Annotated in this window: 23 protein-coding genes and 1 riboswitch; of the genes, 9 read left to right on the forward strand and 14 right to left on the reverse strand. The window is 58.5% G+C overall.

Annotated elements, in window-relative coordinates; genetic code table 11:
• Positions 1-75: 75 nt before the first annotated feature.
• The 8 genes from GOX21_RS18060 to GOX21_RS18095 all read right to left on the reverse strand — a co-directional run bounded on the left by GOX21_RS18060 (position 76) and on the right by GOX21_RS18095 (position 7,847).
• Positions 76-1,308, reverse strand: a complete 1,233-nt coding sequence (locus GOX21_RS18060; protein ID WP_170378934.1) for a mandelate racemase/muconate lactonizing enzyme family protein — start codon at positions 1,306-1,308, stop codon at positions 76-78.
• A 24-nt stretch (positions 1,309-1,332) separates the two neighbouring features.
• Positions 1,333-2,427 carry a Zn-dependent alcohol dehydrogenase gene (locus GOX21_RS18065; RefSeq protein ID WP_170378936.1) on the reverse strand — a complete coding sequence of 365 codons (1,095 nt, stop codon included), beginning with the start codon at positions 2,425-2,427 and terminating at the stop codon, positions 1,333-1,335.
• Positions 2,428-2,508: 81 nt separating this feature from the next.
• Entirely contained in the window at positions 2,509-3,708 is a 1,200-nt protein-coding gene (locus GOX21_RS18070; protein WP_170378938.1) for a TCR/Tet family MFS transporter, read from the reverse strand.
• 71 nt (positions 3,709-3,779) lie between these two features.
• Entirely contained in the window at positions 3,780-4,502 is a 723-nt protein-coding gene (locus tag GOX21_RS18075; protein WP_170351786.1) for an alpha/beta fold hydrolase, read from the reverse strand.
• Between the two features lie 12 nt (positions 4,503-4,514).
• On the reverse strand, positions 4,515-5,303 hold the full coding sequence (gene pcaD, locus GOX21_RS18080) for a 3-oxoadipate enol-lactonase (protein WP_170378940.1): 789 nt from the start codon (positions 5,301-5,303) through the stop codon (positions 4,515-4,517).
• A 59-nt stretch (positions 5,304-5,362) separates the two neighbouring features.
• Positions 5,363-6,337, reverse strand: coding sequence for a threonine ammonia-lyase (locus tag GOX21_RS18085; RefSeq protein WP_170362459.1), 975 nt, complete (start codon positions 6,335-6,337; stop codon positions 5,363-5,365).
• On the reverse strand, positions 6,334-7,161 hold the full coding sequence (locus tag GOX21_RS18090; protein ID WP_170378942.1) for an alpha/beta fold hydrolase: 828 nt from the start codon (positions 7,159-7,161) through the stop codon (positions 6,334-6,336). Before GOX21_RS18090 ends, GOX21_RS18085 begins: the two co-directional genes overlap by 4 nt.
• Entirely contained in the window at positions 7,161-7,847 is a 687-nt protein-coding gene (locus tag GOX21_RS18095; RefSeq protein ID WP_170378945.1) for a haloacid dehalogenase type II, read from the reverse strand. The genes GOX21_RS18090 and GOX21_RS18095 overlap by 1 nt, the downstream gene beginning before the upstream one ends.
• 127 nt (positions 7,848-7,974) lie before the next feature.
• On the opposite strand from GOX21_RS18095, the gene GOX21_RS18100 reads away from it, so the two are divergent.
• On the forward strand, positions 7,975-8,403 hold the full coding sequence (locus tag GOX21_RS18100) for an FKBP-type peptidyl-prolyl cis-trans isomerase (RefSeq protein ID WP_170378947.1): 429 nt from the start codon (positions 7,975-7,977) through the stop codon (positions 8,401-8,403).
• A 23-nt stretch (positions 8,404-8,426) separates the two neighbouring features.
• Here GOX21_RS18100 and GOX21_RS18105 read toward each other — a convergent pair whose 3' ends face one another.
• The 4 genes from GOX21_RS18105 to fabA are packed head-to-tail and all read right to left on the reverse strand — an operon-like array spanning position 8,427 to position 11,239.
• Positions 8,427-8,612 (reverse strand): hypothetical protein, encoded by a 186-nt coding sequence (locus tag GOX21_RS18105; protein ID WP_170351780.1) that lies wholly within the window; start codon positions 8,610-8,612, stop codon positions 8,427-8,429.
• A 59-nt stretch (positions 8,613-8,671) separates the two neighbouring features.
• Entirely contained in the window at positions 8,672-9,463 is a 792-nt protein-coding gene (locus tag GOX21_RS18110; protein WP_170378949.1) for an enoyl-ACP reductase FabI, read from the reverse strand.
• 5 nt (positions 9,464-9,468) lie between these two features.
• Positions 9,469-10,698, reverse strand: coding sequence for a beta-ketoacyl-ACP synthase I (fabB, locus tag GOX21_RS18115; protein ID WP_170378951.1), 1,230 nt, complete (start codon positions 10,696-10,698; stop codon positions 9,469-9,471).
• 31 nt (positions 10,699-10,729) lie between these two features.
• Complete coding sequence (fabA, locus tag GOX21_RS18120) at positions 10,730-11,239, reverse strand: bifunctional 3-hydroxydecanoyl-ACP dehydratase/trans-2-decenoyl-ACP isomerase (protein ID WP_058283235.1); 510 nt, start codon at positions 11,237-11,239, stop codon at positions 10,730-10,732.
• A gap of 188 nt (positions 11,240-11,427) precedes the next feature.
• On the opposite strand from fabA, the gene irrA reads away from it, so the two are divergent.
• The gene (irrA, locus tag GOX21_RS18125) at positions 11,428-11,844 is read left to right on the forward strand and encodes an iron response transcriptional regulator IrrA (RefSeq protein WP_170351777.1); all 417 of its coding nucleotides are present in this window, start codon (positions 11,428-11,430) and stop codon (positions 11,842-11,844) included.
• A 2-nt stretch (positions 11,845-11,846) separates the two neighbouring features.
• On the opposite strand, the gene GOX21_RS18130 is transcribed toward irrA, so the two are convergent.
• Positions 11,847-12,737 (reverse strand): LysR family transcriptional regulator, encoded by an 891-nt coding sequence (locus GOX21_RS18130; protein WP_170378953.1) that lies wholly within the window; start codon positions 12,735-12,737, stop codon positions 11,847-11,849.
• A gap of 87 nt (positions 12,738-12,824) precedes the next feature.
• Between GOX21_RS18130 and GOX21_RS18135 the strand changes: the two genes are divergently transcribed.
• A complete protein-coding gene (locus GOX21_RS18135; RefSeq protein WP_170378955.1) occupies positions 12,825-13,622 on the forward strand; it encodes a phytanoyl-CoA dioxygenase family protein in 798 nt (265 codons plus the stop codon).
• A gap of 7 nt (positions 13,623-13,629) precedes the next feature.
• On the opposite strand, the gene GOX21_RS18140 is transcribed toward GOX21_RS18135, so the two are convergent.
• Entirely contained in the window at positions 13,630-14,493 is an 864-nt protein-coding gene (locus GOX21_RS18140; RefSeq protein WP_170378957.1) for a hypothetical protein, read from the reverse strand.
• A 120-nt stretch (positions 14,494-14,613) separates the two neighbouring features.
• Between GOX21_RS18140 and miaB the strand changes: the two genes are divergently transcribed.
• The 6 genes from miaB to lnt all read left to right on the forward strand — a co-directional run bounded on the left by miaB (position 14,614) and on the right by lnt (position 20,994).
• Positions 14,614-15,933 carry a tRNA (N6-isopentenyl adenosine(37)-C2)-methylthiotransferase MiaB gene (miaB, locus tag GOX21_RS18145; protein WP_170378959.1) on the forward strand — a complete coding sequence of 440 codons (1,320 nt, stop codon included), beginning with the start codon at positions 14,614-14,616 and terminating at the stop codon, positions 15,931-15,933.
• Between the two features lie 182 nt (positions 15,934-16,115).
• Positions 16,116-16,880, forward strand: coding sequence for an outer membrane protein (locus GOX21_RS18150; RefSeq protein ID WP_170351772.1), 765 nt, complete (start codon positions 16,116-16,118; stop codon positions 16,878-16,880).
• A 144-nt stretch (positions 16,881-17,024) separates the two neighbouring features.
• Positions 17,025-18,047 (forward strand): PhoH family protein, encoded by a 1,023-nt coding sequence (locus tag GOX21_RS18155; protein WP_170378961.1) that lies wholly within the window; start codon positions 17,025-17,027, stop codon positions 18,045-18,047.
• Positions 18,048-18,080: 33 nt separating this feature from the next.
• Positions 18,081-18,575 carry an rRNA maturation RNase YbeY gene (gene ybeY / locus GOX21_RS18160; RefSeq protein ID WP_170351770.1) on the forward strand — a complete coding sequence of 165 codons (495 nt, stop codon included), beginning with the start codon at positions 18,081-18,083 and terminating at the stop codon, positions 18,573-18,575.
• A 35-nt stretch (positions 18,576-18,610) separates the two neighbouring features.
• Positions 18,611-19,501, forward strand: coding sequence for a hemolysin family protein (locus GOX21_RS18165; protein ID WP_170362449.1), 891 nt, complete (start codon positions 18,611-18,613; stop codon positions 19,499-19,501).
• On the forward strand, positions 19,498-20,994 hold the full coding sequence (lnt, locus tag GOX21_RS18170) for an apolipoprotein N-acyltransferase (protein ID WP_170378963.1): 1,497 nt from the start codon (positions 19,498-19,500) through the stop codon (positions 20,992-20,994). The genes GOX21_RS18165 and lnt overlap by 4 nt, the downstream gene beginning before the upstream one ends.
• A 42-nt stretch (positions 20,995-21,036) precedes the next feature.
• Positions 21,037-21,085, forward strand: a riboswitch (SAM-SAH riboswitch).
• Positions 21,086-21,088 lie beyond the last annotated feature (3 nt).

Raw genomic sequence — 21,088 nt, forward strand, 5'->3', positions numbered from 1 at the left:
GGGCTTTGGGGGTCACACGCAGCCTGTTTGTTCGCAATGGGGTTGGACCAATATGCCCTGAAACCGGTTTGGTTGTCACCCCTCGGTCGCTGGCGCACCCCCTTGAAAGGCGTTGCCGTTGACATAGTCGCAAGGTTCTTCCTGCATTTGCAAATGCAGCCCGTCGCCGGTGTAGGGATGCGCACGGGCCAGGTCCTCGTCCACCTCGATCCCAAGGCCGGGTGTGGTTGGGGCGGTCACGAAACCATCATCGACATGCAAAGTGCCTTTGATCAGCTGATCGTGGAAAGGCGTTTCGATGGTCTCCAGCAACAACAGATTTGGGATCGACGCGGCCAGATGGATATTTGCGGCCCACTCGATTGGTCCGGCATATAGATGCGGTGCCATTTGGGCATTGAACACCTCGGCCATGGCGGCGACCTTCTTCATCTCCCATATGCCACCAGCGCGGCCAAGGGCGGGTTGCAGGATTTCGGCAGCCCCGGCACGAAGTACCGCGCCGAATTCGGCCTTGGTGGTCATACGTTCTCCGGTCGCGACAGGGATGCGGACGTTGCGGGCGACGCGGGCCATATCCTCGATCATGTCGGGCGGGGTGGGTTCTTCAAACCACAGCGGAGAGTAGGGCTCCAGCGCCTGACCTAACCGGATTGCGCCTGCGGTGTTGAACTGACCATGGGTGCCGAACAGCAGGTCGGCCCTGTCCCCCACGGCCTCGCGGATCGCTTTGCAGAACGCGACCGACATTGAGATATCGGACATCGCAGGCATATGCCCACCGCGGATCGTGTAAGGGCCTGCCGGGTCGAATTTCACAGCGGTAAAGCCACGCCGCACCATCTCGGCCGCGCATTCACCGGCCTGATCGGGTGAAGTCCAGAAATCGGACAGATCATGTTGCGGCAGGGGATAAAGGTAAGTGTAGGCCCGGATGCGCTGGTTCATCACCCCACCCAGCAGGGCATAGACCGGGCGGTCGCGATCTTTGCCCAGAATGTCCCAACAGGCAATTTCAAGCCCCGAAAACGCGCCCATAACAGTCAGATCGGGACGCTGAGTAAAGCCGCTGGAATAGGCACGGCGGAACATCAACTCGATATTTTCCGGGTTTTCGCCCAGCATATGCCGTTCGAACACGTCCCGGATCACGTGCTGCATCGCGTCGGGACCGACGGATGAGGCATAACATTCCCCCCAGCCGGTGATCCCGGTATCTGTCGTCACTTTGACCAAAATCCAGTACCGTCCACCCCAGCCCGGTGCAGGTGGGGCGGTAACGATGATGTCGAGGTCCTGCAGTTTCATCCGGTGTCCTCCCCTTGGATGGCGTCAGCTTCTGTCGAACAGGATCACGTTGCGCTTGGCGGATCCGGTTTTGGTGTCTTCGATTGCCTCGTTGATCTGATCCAGGGACCACCGGCCCGAGATCAGTTCGTCCAGTTTTAACCGTCCCTGTTCGTATAGGTCGATCATCCACGGGATATCGCGCTGAATGACAACATCGCCCATTTTCGAGCCCACCATGCCCTGACCCAAAGCTGCCAGAACCACGGGTTCATAGCTGGACATATCACCCGAATGCGGCATGCCGATCATGATCGCCCGACCGCCCCGCCCTAAATAACGCGGGGCCTGATCATAGGCAGGAATTGCGCCGACGGTGATCAGAACCGCATCCGCGCCGCGCCCACCCAAAGCTTTGAAGGCGGCTTTCCATGGTTGATCCTGACTGGCCAAGACCCCATGGGTCGCGCCGAATTCCATGGCGATGTCCAGTTTTTCCTCGGTCATGTCGACGGCCACAATACGACGTGCCCCAGCGATACGGGCCCCCTGAATGGCGTTTAACCCGACACCACCCGCGCCGATGACCACCACGTCCTGACCAGGGCGTAGCTTCGCGGCATTCACCGCCGCACCAACCCCAGTGATCACGCCGCAGGACAGGAGGCTGGCCACGTCTTTCGGCATCTCAGCAGGAAGTTTCACAATTTGCCGGTGGCTGACGACAACCTTTTCGGCAAAGGCACCGCAAGCCATCGCCTGATCTAAGGGACCACCGTCCACTGTCTGCAACGGTCCTTTGACGGTGTCGTAAGGCGTTTCGCAGATGGTTGGCTGGCCGCCTGCGCAAGACGGGCAGGACCCGCAGGCGCGGATTAGGGTAACAACTACTGGGTCGCCAACCTTGAAACCCCCGGCCTCGTTGCCAATCGCGGTGATCACTCCGGCGGCTTCGTGGCCATAGACGGCAGGCAAATGCCCACCCCATGCCCCGCTAGCAAAGGTGATATCGGAATGGCAGATCGCCACGGCCTCAAGTGTCACTTCGACCTCGCCCGCGCCCGGCGGTGCCAGCAAGACGTCTTCGATGACCAGAGGTTCGTCAAACGCCCGGCAGACGGCGGCTTTGATGGTTTGCATGTGGTCCTTCACTCCCTTTTGATCACGGTGGCGCGGGAAACTGCATGTCGCAAGACGGAAACCGTCATCCAGGCGTCGTTGTTACGCCACGACAGGGCGCGATCGCAAAAATAAGGCAAATCCGACGACCATCAAAACCAGGGCCAGCAGGAATGGCGCGCCGGGCAGGTAGATCGCCGCGTCAGGATTGGCAAAATGAGCGAACACGCTAGTCATCACCAGTGGCGAAATCACCATCGACAGCGCGTGCAGCGAGGTCAGCACACCCTGCAACTCACCTTGTTGCGAATCCGGGGTTGCGCGGGATGTCAGGGCCTGCAGGGCAGGGGTCACCACCGCACCGACTGCGGTAATCGGGATCAGCATCAGAGCGATGAAGCCATTGGTCAGGAAAGCCAACAGCAGAAAGCTGACAACTTCGAAAGCCATACCGTAGATGATCGTTACCCTCTCACCCAGGTACCGGGTCGCGGGGCGGATCAGGCCACCTTGTACAGCGGCCATGCCGATCCCGTACACGCCCAGTGACAGACCGATCATTTGTGGTGACCAGCCAAAGCGCTCGGTTGTGAAATAGGCCCAGATTGCGGGGTAAACGTAGATGGACACCGAATAGAGGAAATAGACCCACAGCATCGGGCGGATGCCGGGTAAGGATGCGATGGCACGCAAAGAACTGACCGGATTGGCGCGGCGCAGGCTGAAGGCCCGGCGGGTTTTGTCGGTCACCGTTTCCGGCATGACCAGAAGGCCCGCCAGAAAAGTCAGCGCGGACAAGGCGGCTGCCGCCCAAAAAGGCGCGCGGGTTCCGTATTCGCTCAGCAACCCACCGATAACTGGGCCCAGCACAAACCCCACCCCGAAGGCGGCACCCAGCAGGCCAAAATTCGCCGCCTTTTCGTGCGGTTTCGAGACATCCGCCATGAACGCCGCCGCCGTGGCATGGGTGGCCGCGGTGATGCCACCCACGATGCGCCCGACCAACAGCAACCAGATGCTGCCGGCAATCGCCATCACCACATAGTCCAGCGACATGACGAACAAGGACACCAACAGCACAGTGCGCCGGCCATAGGCGTCGGATAGGTTGCCCAGAATTGGCCCAAATACAAATTGCATCGCGGCAAAGGCGGTGCTGAGCACACCGCCCCAGATCGCTGCGTCGGCCAAAGTGCCGCCCTGAACCTCGATGATCAGCTCTGGCATGATGGGCAACACCAGACCGATGCCCATGGCGTCGATCATCACCGTGCCGAGTACGAAGAGAAAAGGTAGACGCATAGAAACCGCTCGCGAGATTCGCCCGGACCCTATCACGCTTCGTTCACCTGTGAAGCACCTGTAACGTCAGGTCATGCCGCCGGTAATTTTTGTTCCAGATCGTCCAGAATTTCGGACAGAAGGCGGGGATGAGAGAAGAACGGAGAATGCGAGCTGTTGATTGTTGTCCGCAAATCTTCGGGCGCGACGTGGCTCATTTGTTCTTCGTATTCCCTTGGGATCGTATGGTCGTCCGTCGCGGTGATGTAAGCCTTGGGGACGCGCGCGAAATTATCTGCAACGGACAGCGGGGTTTCCTGCGGTGCGATGGGCTGAGGGCACATGCGCGCAAGGGCATAGGGTACGGTTTCAGGTGCGCAATCGTGATAAAACAAATCTTGCACCATGTCTGGCCTGAACGTGTAGGACAGGCAATCGGTGGATTTTTCGACGGCATCAACGACCAGTTGGCGCGGGGCCCTTTTGCGCATCTCAATCATCGAAAGGCCGTCTTGCGGAACATATGCGCACAGATAGATCAGGGCCCGCATTGCGTTCGGGGCCGCCTCGGCGGCGGCGCTGATGGGATAGCCGCCCCAGGAATGGCCAACGAGGATCGTTTTTGGAGTCGAAGCCGAAAGAACTGCATCTCGGCAACTGTCCAGCGTGACATCGGCAATCGGTGTTGGGTCCGAGCCGTGGCTGGGCAGGTCAATTGCGCGCGCCGTGTGACCCAGTGCCGTCAGGGCGGGAATGACATCACGCCAGCACCATGCGCCATGACACGATCCATGGATCAACAGAAAATCTGCCAAAACAGTGCTCCTTCAAATATGTCCAATATCGGTCAGAAAATTACGCAGCAGGGCGGCGTATTCCGCCGGTTGTTCAACACAGGGCAGGTGACCGGCCCGGCGCATCAATTCGAATTTCGAGCCAGGGATAAGTTCAACGGTTTCGCGCACCAGATCCGGAGGGGTCGAGCCGTCCTCGCTGCCGGCAATGCCCAGCGTCGGCAGGCGCAAACCGCTGGTGGGGGTGTAGAAATCCGTGCCCGAAATCGCCGCGCAGCAACCCAGATAACCGTCAACGGGCTGTCGCACCATCATGTTGCGCCACAGCAAGTGTCCCGGCTCTGAGCAGAAATTTTTGGAAAACCACCGATCCATCGTCGCATCGGCCAGCGCTTCGATACCGCCTTGGCGCACCGCATCCATACGGTCCTGCCAGATTGAAGGGATGCCGATCTTGGCGGCGGTGTTCGACAGGACCAGCGCGCGGATTTGATCCATACGCTTTACCGCCAATCCCTGCGCGATCAAACCGCCGATGGACAGGCCGACAAAGACGCAATCGCGAACGTCCAACAGATCCAGCAATGCCTCGGCATCGCGCACCAGCGCGCCCATGGAATACGGGGCAGGCGGTTGTGACGACAGGCCATGCCCGCGCTTGTCATAGCGAATGATCCGTAAACCGGCAGGCAGATGCGGCAGCATCGCGTCCCAAAGGCGCAGGTCGGTTCCTAGCGAGTTGGCAAAAACAATGGGCGCGCCGTTTGGATCACCATCGACGCGATAGTGCAGCTGCACTTCTCCAATATCTGCGATCTGCATGACACAATCCCCTGTCGTCATACTTTAAGGAATCAGGTTGACCCAAACATTGATCAATGTCAGGTCAGGAATTCCAGCGCTTTTCCAAAGACTTCCGGGTCCACATTGCCCCCCGAGGCCACGACGATCACCGCGTCGCCTTCGATTTTTTCCTTGCGGAAAAGGGCAGAAGCCAACGATACCGCGCCGCCCGGTTCTAGCACGATTTTCAAACGCAGAAAGGCCAGAGCCATCGCACGCATGGCTTCCTCTTCAGTGACCGATAGCCCCGGACCACACAAGCGGCTGAGAATTGGAAAGGTAATCTGTCCGGGCTGCGGCGTCAGGATCGCGTCACAGATATTGCCCGCAGTTTCAGCATTGGCCTGAATTTGACCGCTGGCCAATGAGCGTTTGACGTCGTCGAACCCTTCGGGCTCACAGGGGCGGGCGCGCAAACCGGGTGCGTGACCTTCCAACGCCAGAGCGATCCCTGAAGTCAGCCCGCCGCCACCGCAGCAGACCAAAACATCGCCTTGCTTAACGCCCATTTCGGCGGCCTGCCGAACAAGCTCCAGCCCGGTGGTGCCCTGACCGGCGATTACCTGCGGTTCATCATAAGGGCGGATCAGGGTCAGGCCGCGTTCGGTAGCCAGGGATTCGCCAATCTCTTCGCGGCTTTCGTTTGCGCGATCATACAGGACGACCTCGCCCCCCAGTGCGCGGGTGTTGTCGATCTTCAACTGGGGCGCGTCCGAGGGCATGATGATCACTGACGAAATGCCGTGCCGTGCTGCCGCCAAAGCCACGCCCTGCGCGTGATTGCCCGAGGAATAGGCGATCACGCCGCGCTGTCGGTCCTGTGCGTTCAGCGCCGAGATCGCCGACCACGCGCCACGGAACTTGAAGCTGCCCGTATGTTGCAGACATTCGGGCTTTACCAGCACCCGACGACCGGCCAGGTCATCCAGAAACGGCGAGGTGAGCAGCGGTGTTTCCCGAATGTGACCACGCAGCCGATCGGCGGCGGCTTCGATCATCTCCAAAGTGCTCATACGGTATCCAATGCTTTGCGGATAAAGGCCAAAGACTGCGGTTCGTCCAGAAACGGCACATGGCCGCGATCCGGTATTTCTGCTGAGATAAGATCGGGGTGGCGCTTGTGCATCTCGACCAGCGTATCCTTGCCGAGAACATCCGAATTTGCGCCCCGAATGACACCTGTCGGAATATCGCGCAAGGCTTCGAAGAACATCCACAAATCAGGAAATTTGCCCGCAGCGGTTTGTTCCAGTAATGCAGTGCGCAAGCCCGGATCATAGCGCAAAGTCAGGCCATCGTCGGTCAGTTCGTATTGGATTTCCGCCTGCTGCCGCCACCGGTCCAGCGAAACCCCGGGGAATTGCTGTTCCATCACCTGCTGTAAGATTTTCGCGGCCTCGTCATAGGTTTTTGAAGTCGGCTGTTTGCCTACATAATCCGTGATCTTGGCAATACCTACAGGGTCGATCACAGGGCCGACATCATTCAGAATCACTCCGGACAGCCGTTCGGGATGACTGACGGCCAGCGCCATGGCAATCAACCCACCGCGCGAAGTGCCTAAGACAACCACACGGTCCAATCTGAGATGATCCAGCAATTCGATCACATCAAGGGATTCGCGAACGATGTTATAGTTCATGTAGTCCGGGTCATGATCCGATTGCCCGCGCCCCCGGTAATCCATGGTGATCATCCGCACATCGGTGATATGTGGCGCCAGGAACGCGAAATCCTGGCTGTTGCGGGTCAGCCCAGCAAGGCACAGCACCGGAGTACCGGCACCGATGTCATCGAAGAAAAGGCGCCTGTCATCAGACGTGGTGAAAAAAGCCATTAAACTCCGGCCAGTTGAGGGATCGTTGTCAGGTCGGACAGAACATGTGCGGGCGTCCATGGCAAGCGATCCATTGGCTCATCTGCACGATTAACCCAGGCGGTTACGAACCCGTACCCGCTGGCCCCGGCGGCGTCCCACCCGTTCGAGCTGACAAAAAGTACCTCGTCACGGGCACAGTCGAAACGCTGCTGCACCAGATCGTAAACACTGGAATGAGGTTTGAAGGCGCCAACACTTTCGACTGACAGCACGTCGTCCAGCACGCCGCCGATTCCTGCCGATTGCACCGCACCATCCAGCATGGGCGGCGACCCGTTGGACAGAATCGCGGTGTTCAGACCGCCCTCTTTCAGGGCGGTCAGCATCTGGGGCACTTCCGGATAGGCCTGCAATTCCCAATACAGGTCCAGCAGACGTTGGCGCAGGGTGGGATCGCCCTCAAGCCCGGTGGCGTCCAACGCCCAGTCCAGCCCGTCTTGCGTGACATCCCAGAAATCGGAATGGGCATCGGTGATCGCGCGCAGCCAAGTGTATTGCAACTGTTTCAGCCTCCAATGATTTGCCAATTCGGGCCATTTCTGTTGCAGCTTCTCGAACCCTGGCTCGGATGCGGCTTGCCGCGCGGCGGCGGCAACGTCGAACAGCGTGCCATAGGCATCGAATACGCAAGTGGTGATCGGCATCAATTCCCCTCCCTCATTCGCGCGCAGGTTGGCACAAGTGATGCAGGCACAAAAGGGGGGAGGGTTTACAATAGCGCGTTACCACCTAGGGTTGGCCGCTCAATTTCTTAACGGCCGGAGGCCACCTATGACTGAGATCAAACAAGGCGACACGGTTCGCATCCATTACAAGGGTACTTTGTTGGACGGAAACGTGTTCGATAGTTCCGAAGGGCGCGACCCGCTGGAATTTGTGGTTGGGTCCGGTCAAATCATTCCCGGTCTGGATACGGCTATGCCCGGCCTGACAACGGGTGAGAAAAAACGGGTCGAGATCGCCTGCGTGGATGCCTATGGCCCGATCAACCCGGCGATGCGGCAGCAGATCCCCCGCGAAGGGATACCGGATGACATCCCGCTTGAGCCCGGCACTCAGCTACAGATGCAGACACCGGATGGGCAAGCGCTGCCTGTGACGGTGGTGGAGGTGGATGACGCAACCGTCACGCTGGACGCCAATCACCCGTTGGCCGGTCAGGATCTGATTTTTGATATCGAGGTTGTTTCAATCAACTGACAACTGTGGGCCAGCGTGTTGGATCAGCCTGAAATCAGGCTGGTCCAGGATGTGAGAGTGGTGCGGACTTCTGCCTGTGTGAAGAACACAAACAGCATCAGCAGCGTGGTCAGGGCCAGCAATGCGATCCGGCCGCGTTGCCCCAGAAAACCCGATTTGCGCCGGGATGCCCGTGTGGTGGTGGCGATGATTTGTTCTGCTTTGCTCATGCCGCTATCACTGCCCGGAAAAGATGGTTAAATCTTGGCGCGGACAGGGAAAGATCAGGTCACATGTGATCGGGTTGTGGCATGCCCAGAACGTGGAAGCCACCGTCCACCCGAATGATCTCGCCCGAGGTGCAAGACCCCGCGTCCGAAGTCAGGTAAACTGCAGTGCCACCGACGGCTTCGAGCGTTGCGTTCGCGCGCATCGGTGCGTTCTGATCGCAGAACTTGTAGGTCTTGCGCGCGCCGCCGATGGCCGCACCTGCCAGCGTTTTCATCGGGCCGGGCGAGATGGCGTTCACTCGGATGCCTTCGGGGCCCAGATCATTGGCCAGATAGCGTGTCGCCGATTCCAGTGCTGCCTTGGCCACGCCCATGACGTTGTAGTTTGGCACAACGCGGTTCGAACCCTGATAGGTCAGCGTCAGCAGTGAACCGCCATTGTCCTTCATCAACGGGTAAGCGCGGCGCGCAACCTCGATAAACGAATAGGCAGACACATCCATGGAGTGTTTGAAATTCGCCCGCGTGGTGTTGAGGAACCGGCCCGTCAGCTCGGATTTGTCCGAGTAGGCAATCGCGTGAACTACGAAGTCGATGCTAGGCCAGCGCGCGCCCAGCTCATCGAAAGCACGGTCCAAAGATTCGTCGTCGGTGACATCCGCATCCACCATGAAATCGCTGCCCAGGCTTTGCGCCAATGGCTCCAGCCGCTTACCGAACGCTTCGCCCTGATAGGTGAACGCCAGTTCTGCGCCGGCTTCGTGCATGGCCTTGGCAATGCCCCATGCAATCGAGCGGTCATTTGCCACGCCCATGATCAGGCCGCGTTTGCCCTTTAGAGTATCCGACATCGTATTCACCCGTTATACTTTGACAGAACCATGGACCCGTTGGTGCCACCAAAGCCGAAGCTGTTGGTCATCACGCTGTCCAAGCCTGCGTTTTCAACTACTTGAGTTGCAATTTCACCGGGCAGGATGCCTTCGGCAAGTGTGTCGACATTGATCGACGGAGTAATGAAATCATGGTGCAGCATCAGCAGGCAGAACACCGCCTCAAGCGCACCTGCGGCACCCTGTGCGTGGCCCGTCATCGACTTGGTCGATGAAATCGGGGGCACGTTGCCTTCGCCAAAGATACGGCGCACGGCCTCAACCTCACCCACGTCGCCGACCGGGGTCGAGGTGCCGTGGGCGTTGATGTATCCGACCTTGCGGCCTTCGGGCAGGGTCGACAGGGCCAAGCGCATCGCGCGTTCACCTCCCTCACCGGACGGGGCCACCATGTCGTGGCCGTCCGAGGTCGCAGCGTACCCAGTCACTTCGGCATAAATCTTGGCACCGCGGGCCAGCGCGTGCTCCAGATCCTCAAGCACGACGATGCCGCCACCGCCCGAGATCACGAACCCGTCGCGATTCTGGTCGAACGCGCGCGAGGCTTTGTCGGGCGTGTCGTTGTATTTCGAGGACATTGCGCCCATCGCGTCGAACAGGCAGGATAGGGTCCAGTCTAGTTCTTCACCGCCGCCGGCGAACATAACGTCCTGTTTGCCCAGCATGATCTGTTCGGCCGCGTTGCCGATGCAATGCAGCGAGGTCGAACAGGCCGATGTGATCGAATAGTTGATGCCTTTGATCTTAAACGCGGTTGCCAAGTTCGCGGAAATCGTCGAGCACATGCATTTCGGAACCGCAAAGGGGCCGATGCGTTTGGTTGCGCCGGTTTTCAGCACCGTCTGATGCGCGGTCAGCATGGCGCTGGTCGACGGGCCGCCCGATCCGGCGACAAGCCCGGTGCGTGGGTTTTGAACCTGATCCTCGGTCAGGCCTGAATCTGCAATTGCCTGGGTCATGGCAATATGGGCATAGGCCGCGCCGGGCCCCATGAAGCGCAGGGTGCGCTTGTCTACATGCTCGGACACATCAATATCCAGCGATCCGGCGATTTGGCTGCGAAAGCCATGTTCGACCATCTGCTCATTGGCCACGATGCCGGATTTACCGGCCTTGAGTGAGGCCAGAACCTCTTCGGCATTGTTCCCGATGGAAGAGACAACCCCCAGACCGGTGACAACTACTCGACGCATGTGCGTGCTCCTTATTTCAAGCCAGTCCGGCTTAGGCTTCGGACAGAACGACTTTCATATCTTTGACGTCGTAAATCATTTCGCCGTCCGCTTCGACGATACCATCTGCCACGCCCATCGTCAGACGGCGAGTCTGGATCGCTTTCTTGAAATCAATCTTGTAGGTCAGCATTTTACGGTCCGGGCGCACCATGCCGGTCAGTTTGACCTCGCCCACGCCCACCGCCATGCCGCGCCCCTGCCAGCCACGCCAGCCCAGGTTGAAGCCGGTAAGCTGCCACAGACCGTCCAGCCCAAGACATCCAGGCATGATTGGGTTGCCGGGGAAGTGGCAGTCAAAGAACCACAGGTCCGGGGTAATATCGAATTCGGCCAGCACATGGCCTTTTCCGTGCGCACCGCCATCTTCCGAAATGTCGGTGATGCGGTCCATCATCAGCATCGGCGGAGCAGGTAGCTGCGCGTTACCGGGGCCGAATAACTCGCCACGGGCGCATTTCAGCAGATCGTCTTTGTCAAAGCTGCTCGGGAATTGGGCCATTCTGCCGCCTCTCCTGCCAGGGGTCCGTTTATCTAATCTGGCCTCACCTAGCACCCGTATGCAAGGTCCTGCAAGAGCGGTCGCCCACATCATGTTGTGTTCAGGGCATTCTTTGCGAATGAATTTCATTTGAAATTGCCTGGCCGGAACACTTATATATAGTTCAGAAAAGAACAGGTATCGGATTCATGACACCTCAGAGCCAAAACATAGCGACTTCCTGGTTGGTTGACGCAGGATTACGCCCGACGCGTCAGCGCGTTGCCTTGGCCGAATTGCTGGTGGGCGACGGTAAACATCGTCATGTCACAGCCGAAAGCCTGTTTGATGCGGCCAAGAAAAACGGCGATGCTGTTTCACTGGCGACCGTGTACAACACCCTGCGCGCGTTTTGCGACGCCGGGGTGCTGCAGGAAATCACGGTGGATGGGTCTAAAAGCTATTTCGACACCAACACCCATGATCACCCCCACTTTTTCTGGGAGGATGAAAGCCGCCTAAGCGATGCGCCCTCGGATCAATTGGTGATTCAGCGCTTGCCCGAGGCACCCGAAGGGGTTGAAATCGCATCGGTCGACGTCGTGATCCGCCTGCGAAAAAAATAATCTTACGGTTTTAGATCAGATAGGGCCTGCTCGGCGGTCGCAATCTGCGTGTCCGAGGGGCCAGTGCCATGTCGTGCCAGCACCACGGGTTCTGCCGTAAATGGGTCCGAAACGGGCAGGCTTAGCAAGGGCATCCCATCATAACTGGTATGGGCGGGGGGATTGGCATAGCTGATCGCAACCCCTTCGCCATGTGCCGCAAGGCTGCGCTGAATTTCCAACGAGGCCGCGCGATGTGCGACCGTTGGGTTTTCCCCGATCTGGCGAAACAGCCCCAATACATGCTGTGCCGACAACCCTTCCTCTGACAGGATCAGCGGGTAGGCCGCCAGGTCCTGAAGGGAAACGTCGCTGTGTGCGGCCAAGGGATGATCCGGCGCCAGCAGAGCATGCGGCGTGCTTGTGAACAGCGTCTGCTGGGTAAAACCTGCATCCATGCTAAGCCCATAGGTCAGGGCAAGGTCAATCCGCCCGTCAATCAGGCCCGAGATCAGCCCTTCGAAACTGTCCACCCTGTAGGTGATTGCAACGTCCGGCATCTGCACACGCAACTGGCGCAAGGCGCGTGAAAGCAGGAAGGGCGCCAGATCAACAAAACACCCCAGCCGCAACCGGGTCTTACCCACGTCTCTATCAGTGGCATTTTCCAACCGGGCGGCACTGGCCAGCAGCGCCTCGGCCTCATCAATGAAACTGCGGCCCTGTGGTGTCAGCGCCATGGCTGCTCCGCGCCTGCGGGCGAACAGGGGATAACCCAGCTGTTCCTCGACCCGCGTCAATGCGTTGGACAGCGCAGGTTGCGAGACATGCAGGTGCAGTGCGGCGGCGGACAGGCTGCCATGCCGCCCGATGGCGCAGACATATTCATATTGGCGCAGGGAAATATATAACATGAAGTTAAGTCTACCTTTGAAAGATATTACTTGAACAGAGGACTTTGTCATGTGCAGATCACACAACCCTACGGCACGGAGACTGACATGACGCACCCTCTGGTCACGCAAGAGATGATCGACACTTTCCAGCAGGACGGCGTGGTCCTGATCAAGGGGCTTTATACCGGTCACGTCGAAGCGCTGCGCGAAGGCGTTGCCGCGAATATGGCAGAACCCGGCCCGTACGCGTCAGAAAACAAGAAACAGGGCGAGACCGGTCTGTTCTTTGACGATTACTGCAACTGGTCGCGGATTGATCAGTTCCGGGATGTAATCGAAAACTCTCCGGTGGCCGAGGTTGCAGCGGATCTGATGCAGTCCCAAACCGTGCAGATGTTTCACGATCACGTTCTGGTCAAAGAGCCCGGTACCTCAATGGCGACACCGTGGCATCAGGATGGTCCATATTACTTTGTCGAGGGGCAGCAGACCATCAGCTTCTGGTCGCCGCTCGACCCGGTTAAAAAAGCGACGCTGCGCTGCGTGGCGGGGTCACACCGTTGGGAGAAAGAGGTGTTGCCGACCCGCTGGGTATCGGAAGAAGGGTTCTTCCCCGACGAAGGCCAGTACATCCCCGTTCCGGACCCGGATGCCGAGGGCATGAAGGTCGTGGAATTCGAAATGGAGCCGGGTGATGCAGTGGCGTTCAACTATCGCACGCTGCACGGCGCGCGCGGTAATCAATCAGACAGCCGCCGTCGGGCGTTTTCGCTGCGTTTGGTCGGGGATGATGCACGGTATGTGGAGCGTCCAGGCCGGACTTCACCGCCGTACCCTGGCCATGACATGACGCCCGGTCAACGCCTGCGCGAGGACTGGTTCCCGGTGCTGCTACGACGCTAGAGCGAGCTCAAAACCACTGGCCCGATTCGATCAGTCCGAGTTCGAGCAATTGGCCGGATTTCCACTGAAATGGCACCGAGTTGTGCCAACAGAAACTTGGAATGTCGAAGGTGGACCCGGCGTTAGTCTTCAACGCTTTGGCCGCGCGGAACGAACACACGGCTGCCGTCATATTGTGATGCCAAGGGCAGGAATAGGTGTTGTATTCCGGCTCGTTAAAGGTGTGGTCGGGCCGCAATTCCAGCCCCTTGCGCGATTTGAACAGAGCAATCCGGTCGATGCGGCGGCGTTCATAGGGGATGTGGTCTTCGAACCGCCAGCGCAGGCCGCCGGACATGTCGAGCTGCCTCTCGACCGGGTGGCCTTCGGCGTCGTGGCGGGCGTGGGCGTAGTATCCTGTGCTGTCCAGCATGGCGTGATCCGGGGCGACGCCGTTTGGAAAGGTGTTCAGGTCATCAGCATAAAGGTCGACGACATGGCTGAGCATCGCGTCGCGGCGTTCCTCGGCGTGGAAGGCCAGCAATTCGCCCACCGTGCGGGTCTCGCAAAACGGAAAGAACAGGTACTCGGCGTTATAGCAATAATACATCCAGATACCCGGCGCGGCCTGAATGATCCTGTTGATTGTGTCGAATGCAACTGTGCTGGGTACGCAGGTCAGGGTGACCCTGTGGATGCGGTCAGACAATTCAGAACCCAGCGCGAAATCCTGCGGCATGAAGGCAATCACGGACTTAAAGCCCAGATGCAGATGGTGCCGGAGCGTGCTGTCGACCTCGACATTGTCTTCAACAAAGATCAGCGCGACAGGGCCCTTGGCCAGGGCGGATTTGCCTGAGGTGAGGAAATCGTCGAGAGAGTCGTATTGCATTGCCTGTCCGGTTCCACTTTGCTGGAATCTGCTGTCAAAATCGGGTATCCGCCCCGGCATTGCAAGCGGCGTTCGTAGGGTATAGATGACGCCGATCCCGTCAGCGCAAAGGCCATACCCATGTCGGAACCCAAAAAGCTGTATATCAAAACCTACGGTTGCCAGATGAACGTCTACGACAGCGAACGCATGTCCGAGACGCTGGGTGGGCAGGGCTATGTGGAAACGCAAAGCCCCGATGATGCCGACATGATCTTGCTGAACACCTGCCATATCAGGGAAAAGGCCGCCGAAAAGGTCTATTCCGAACTTGGCAGATTCAAGGGGCTAAAGGCGGAAAAGCCTGACCTCAAGATCGGCGTGGCAGGGTGTGTGGCACAGGCCGAGGGCGAAGAGATCATGCGCCGTCAGCCGCTGGTTGATCTGGTCGTAGGGCCGCAAAGCTATCATCGCCTGCCCGAGATGGAGGCGAAGACGCGCACCGGTGCCAAGGCGCTGGACACGGATTTCCCCGAAGAGGACAAGTTCGAAAAGCTCAAAAACCGTCCCAAGGCCAAGCGTGGCCCGACGGCGTTTCTGACCGTGCAGGAAGGCTGTGACAAGTTCTGTGCCTTCTGCGTGGTGCCATATACCCGCGGTGCCGAAGTCAGCCGACCCGCAGATCGTATTATCCGCGAGGCGCAAGACCTGGTTGAACGCGGCGTGCGTGAGATCACTCTGTTGGGTCAGAACGTCAACGCCTATCACGGGGCTGGTGCAAACGGAGACATGACACTGGCCGGGCTGATTTGGGAGTTGAACAAGGTTGATGGGTTGGAGCGCATCCGCTTTACCACCTCGCACCCCAATGACATGTCCGACGACCTGATCGAGGCGCACGGAACCTGCGAGAAGCTGATGCCGTATCTGCATCTGCCGGTGCAGTCAGGCTCGGACCGAATCCTCAAACGCATGAACCGCAGCCACACCGCCGAAAGCTATCTGCGCCTGATCGAACGTATCCGCGCTGCGCGGCCCGATATCGTGATGTCTGGGGACTTCATCGTTGGCTTCCCTGAAGAGACCGAAGAGGATTTCCAGGCCACCATGGATTTGGTGGAAGAGGTCAAATACGGCTATGCCTATTCCTTCAAATACTCGACACGTCCGGGAACGCCTGCAGCCGAGCGGCCTCAGGTTGATCCTGATGCGGCGGATGACCGTCTTCAGCGCCTGCAGGCCCTGATCACGCGGCATCAGCGGGAAATTCAGGACGCAATGGTAGGGCGCAAGGTCAAGGTTCTGTTTGAAAAATCTGGACGGCTGCCAGGCCAGATGGTCGGGAAATCCGAGTATTTACATTCGGTTCACGTGTCTGACGCCGATGTCGCGGTCGGAGAATTGCGAGGTGTTGAAATCACCGCCTCAGGGGCAAATTCGCTGGCCGGTGCGCTGATCTGATGCCCCCCCAAAGTGCTGTTTGAAAGCCATAGTGGGTAATTGTTCCAAAAATTAACCCTTGATTTGTCGCCGGTAACTATGTTCGGACAAAAGCCGGACGTATTTGGGGAAAAGGGTTTCTGTTTCCTAAAATTCAGGTCGGTGCTGACCCTGTTTTCGGGCCAGGACGATGGAGGGTACGAGTGAAATTCCTAACACGTTTCTTTGGGCCAAACGGCCGGTTTGTTTTTCCGGCGGTGCTGGTGCTTTCACTTTTTTCCAGCGCAACGGTGGCGGGTAACCTTGAACAGGGGGTGACGGATCCCCCGGTTGTCAGTCCCAAGCGTTTGGGCAGCGACGTTAGCGCGTTCTATCTGGGCCTGAGCGGGGCCTATGCATCGGGTGGCACGGACCGATTCGGACTGCGTACCCAGACGGATCTTTTCGAAATCGGAGAGCTGGACCTGAGTGGCGGCTACGGTGGTATCCGTGGCGGTTGGCGTGGTGTTCTACCGGCAATCGGCGGCCGGGATTACGTTTATGGGTTCGAACTCGGCTATGACTTCGGAAAGATCGACGATGAGGTGTCGATGGATATTGGCACTGTAGCTGTTACTGGCGGATCTGAGGTTTCGGACATTATTTCCCTACGTTTTCGCAACGGTTTGACCAACAAGAGCGGCACCGTTCTGTATTTTGTCTCGGTCGGGTACGTGCAGGGTGACATCACAACGTCAAGCAGCCTGTCCACGGGCGGCACGGTTCAATCCTTTGAAGACAGTGACTCTCGCAATGGGTTTTCAGCCAGTATCGGTGCAGAACACAGTCTGAACGACAACTGGTCGATCACGGGTGAGTTTGAATACGTGCAATTCGACTCGCGCGAGGTTGAATTCGACAACGGGTTCTCAACAAAATCCACCCCTCGCTACCGTGGTTTGCGTTTTGGATTGAATTACACCTTCTGAAGCTGTCCGCGATTGGGGTGGTGCTCGGCTGCGTCTGATTTCGGCGGTTTTACCATCTGTTTGGGAAAAATTGAAACTGTGGCTTGCGCCCACCGAGAAATGTTGTCTACGCTCGGGGTATAAACGCCAAGACAGGAGAACGGATTGGCCATCGGTGCCCTTACCCCACCGCAAGATGACATGCCCCAAAGTGAGGCGTTTGTTGAATTCCCTGACAATCGGTTGTTGATTGATTTGTGCGGCGAGTATGACCGCAACCTGACCGAAATCGAAACGAAGCTGTCTGTCCAGATCGTGCGCCGTGGCAATCAGTTGGTTGTCATGGGTGATGAAGACGCTCAGAAGCAGGCGATAGAGGTGCTGCAGGCCCTTTACACCCGTCTGGAAGGTGGGCGCGACGTCGAGGCCGCCGATGTGGATCGCGAATTGCGGATGGGCGGATCGGAACAAGAAACCGGCAGCCGCGACGGTGATCAGCTTGAGATGTTCAAGGGCGGCACGGTTGAGATCAAGACCCGCAAAAAGCTGGTCGAGCCGCGCACAGACGCGCAAAAGGCCTATGTTCAGTCGCTGTTCCAAAATGAACTTGCGTTTGGGATCGGTCCCGCAGGCACGGGTAAGACCTACCTCGCTGTTGCCGCTGGCGTGTCGATGTTTATCGGTGGGCATGTGGATCGGATTATCCTCAGCCGCCCCGCGGTCGAGGCCGGTGAAAAGTTGGGCTATCTGCCCGGTGACATGAAAGACAAGGTCGATCCGTACATGCAGCCGTTGTATGACGCGCTGAATGACTTTTTGCCCGGCAAACAACTGGCCAAGCTGATCGAGGAAAAACGAATCGAAATTGCTCCTCTGGCCTTCATGCGCGGGCGAACCCTGGCCAATGCGTTTGTGGTGTTGGATGAAGCGCAGAATGCTACGACCATGCAGATGAAAATGTTCCTGACCCGTCTGGGTGAGGGCAGTCGCATGGTGATCACAGGTGACCGCTCGCAAGTCGACCTGCCGCGCGGGGTTCAGTCGGGGCTGCAAGACGCGGAGCGATTGCTGAAAACGATCCCGCATATCAGCTTTAACTATTTCACCTCGAAGGATGTGGTCCGCCACCCGCTTGTCGCCGCCATTATCGAAGCGTATGAGGCCGACTCGGGCCGTGAGACGGGGTAATCGTCCGCAGCCGTAGGCTTTGGACGTGGTGAGATGAACCTTGAACTGACAATTGAAGACGCACGTTGGCAGGGGCTGGAACCCTTGGCCACGCGTGCCATTCAGGCGGTGTTGGACTATTGCGGTTTGGACTCTGACCTGTGTGAAGTCAGCCTTTTGGCCTGTGATGATGCGCGCATCGCCGAACTGAATGCGGAGTTTCGGGAAAAGCCCACACCGACCAATGTGCTCAGCTGGCCCGCCGAGGATTTGGCAGCCGAGGAACCGGGGCAGAGCCCGACGCCGCCTGAGCCGGACTTCACCGGTGAAATCCCGTTGGGGGACATTGCGATTGCCTACGACACCTGCGCGCGCGAGGCGGATGAGGCAGGGAAATCAATGAATGATCACGTCATGCACCTGATCATTCACGGGACTTTGCATCTGCTGGGCTACGATCACATTCGTGACACCGACGCCACTTTGATGGAAACGGTTGAGGTCGCTATACTTGGCAAAATGGGTATCGATGACCCATATAATATGTAGACGGGCCATCAAGGCCGATTATTTGGAATAGGATTATGGGCGAGACAGACGGCAGTTCTATGGCGGCGCAGGGCGCGCAAACCAGGAACAGCGGTGAAGATAGTAAAGAGAAAGCCGGTTTCTTTTCTCGAATAGTGGATGCGTTTTCGCCGCAGGGCGAGGATGAGGAAGGCCAGGTGACCAACGGTCACGAGGTCGACAAGGCACAGCCGCGCGGCATGATCAACCTGCGGCGGATGCGGGTTGAGGACGTGGCCATCCCAACGGCCGAGATCATCTCGGTCCCTTCAACAATCACCAAGGATGAGCTGGCGCAGGTGTTCCGCGAAAGCGGTCTGTCGCGGATTCCGGTGTATGAGGGCACGCTGGACACGCCTTTGGGGTTCGTCCACCTAAAGGACTTTGCCCTAACCCACGGATTTAACGGTGGGTCCAGTGAATTCGATCTGGTCAAGATGCTGCGGACGTTGCTGTTCGTTCCGCCTTCGATGCCGATTGGGGTTCTGCTGACCAAGATGCAGACGGAACGTCGCCATATGGCGTTGGTAATCGACGAATATGGTGGTGTCGACGGGCTGCTGACGATTGAGGATCTGATCGAACAGGTCGTGGGTGAAATCGCGGATGAACATGACGCGGATGAAGATCAGCTTTGGGTTCAGGACAAGCCGGGTTGTTACATCGTTCAGGCCCGCGTCCCGTTGGAAGAGTTCGAGGCCGAGATCGGGCGCTCGCTGACCAGTCACGAGGACGTGGATGAGGAAGAGATCGACACTCTGGGCGGTCTGGTCTTCATGCTGTCGGGCCGCGTACCCGCGCGGGGTGAGGTTGTCTTGCATCCCGAAGGCCCTGAATTCGAGGTGATCGACGCCGATCCACGCCGGATCAAGCGTCTGCGCGTCATGTTGCCGGATCTCGTTGTATGAACCCTGCACAGGGTTGGTCCATTTGGCTGAAATGTGCATTGGCGGCGCTGCTGGGTGCGCTGGCGGCGTTTGGCCTTGCCCCGTTTGGTGTGTGGGCGGCAACGCTGGTTGCTCTGGTGCTGTTGGCGCCGTTGTTTCTGTCAACCGAGACACGGGGCAGGGCCGCCTGGCTGGGCTGGGCTTTTGCCACCGGGTATTTCGCACATGGTCTCAGCTGGATTGTCGAGCCGTTCTTGGTGGACGCGGAACGTCATGCCTGGATGGCACCTTTCGCCCTCATCTTCATGGCCGGAGGGTTGGCGTTGTTCTGGGCGCTGGCCTTCTGGGTCGCGCGGCGGCCTGCGGGCGGCGCAATCACGCAAGCTGTTTTTCTGGTTGTGACCGTGTCGCTGGCGGAAATGGCCCGCGGCTATGTGCTGACAGGATTTCCATGGGCGGGGCTGGCGCAGGTTTGGGTCGGCTCTCCGGTGGCCCAGCTGTTGTCATTGGTCGGACCCTATGGTTTGGGCGCATTGACCCTGTTGGCGACTTTGCCCTTGGGGGCGGCACTGGCGCAACGCGGTGGATTTGCATTACCGCTTGGACTGACAGTAGGCGCGGCCTGTTTGGCGCTGGGCTATGCCTCCGCGCGCCCGGCGGTTACGGAAACCGATCATGTCGTGCGCCTGATCCAACCGAACGCGCCGCAACATCAAAAATGGGACCCCGAATACGCGCCTTTGTTCTTTGCACGGCAGATAGAGTTTACTGCGGCGCAGCCTCGGCCCGATCTGATTGTCTGGCCCGAAACCTCGGTACCTGCCTGGCTGAGCAGCGCGCAGCCCTATCTGGATGCCATTGCCGATGCGGCGCAGGGCACGCCGGTTTTTTTGGGCATTCAGCGTGGTGACGGACCGCGTATCTATAACTCGATGATCTATCTGGATGAGAAGGGCCAGCAGCAGGGTCTGTACGACAAGCACCACCTGGCCCCGTTTGGGGAATATGTACCGTTCGGCGAGGTGATGGCAAAATTTGGTATCTATGGCATGGCGGCGACCAACGGCAATGGGTTCAGCGCTGGGCCCGGGGCAGCTTTGATGGATGCGGGCAAGCTGGGCAAGGCGCTGCCGTTGATCTGTTATGAGGCTGTGTTCACGCAGGATGTTTTGTCCGCGCCGGGGCGCGCGGATTTTCTGTTGCAGATCACCAACGATGCGTGGTTCGGCACACGGTCTGGACCCTATCAGCATCTGGCCCAGGCTCAGATGCGCGCGATTGAGCAAGGCCTGCCGATGATGCGGTCAGCCAATACCGGCGTGTCGGCGATGATTGACCCTTTGGGGCGCATCACGCAGGCGCTTCCCTTGGGTCAGGCTGGATATTTCGATGCAAAACTGCCTGCTCCGTTTGTCTCAACGGTGTATTCTAGGAATGGGGATGTTCCGGTCTTTGTCCTACTGGCGGCTCTCTTCGCGCTGTTTTGGCGCAACGCCCGGCGCGCGCATGCATAATTACCGATTGACCCTGTGTTTGTGTGGGCGTATCCCCTCGCATGCTCGTCACAACGGCTTCCTGGCGTGATGGGGAAATCTTAATGGAGCACTT

Origin of the sequence: Ruegeria atlantica, assembly GCF_013032005.1 — a bacterium.
GTDB classification, from domain to species: Bacteria; Pseudomonadota; Alphaproteobacteria; order Rhodobacterales; family Rhodobacteraceae; genus Ruegeria; species Ruegeria atlantica_A.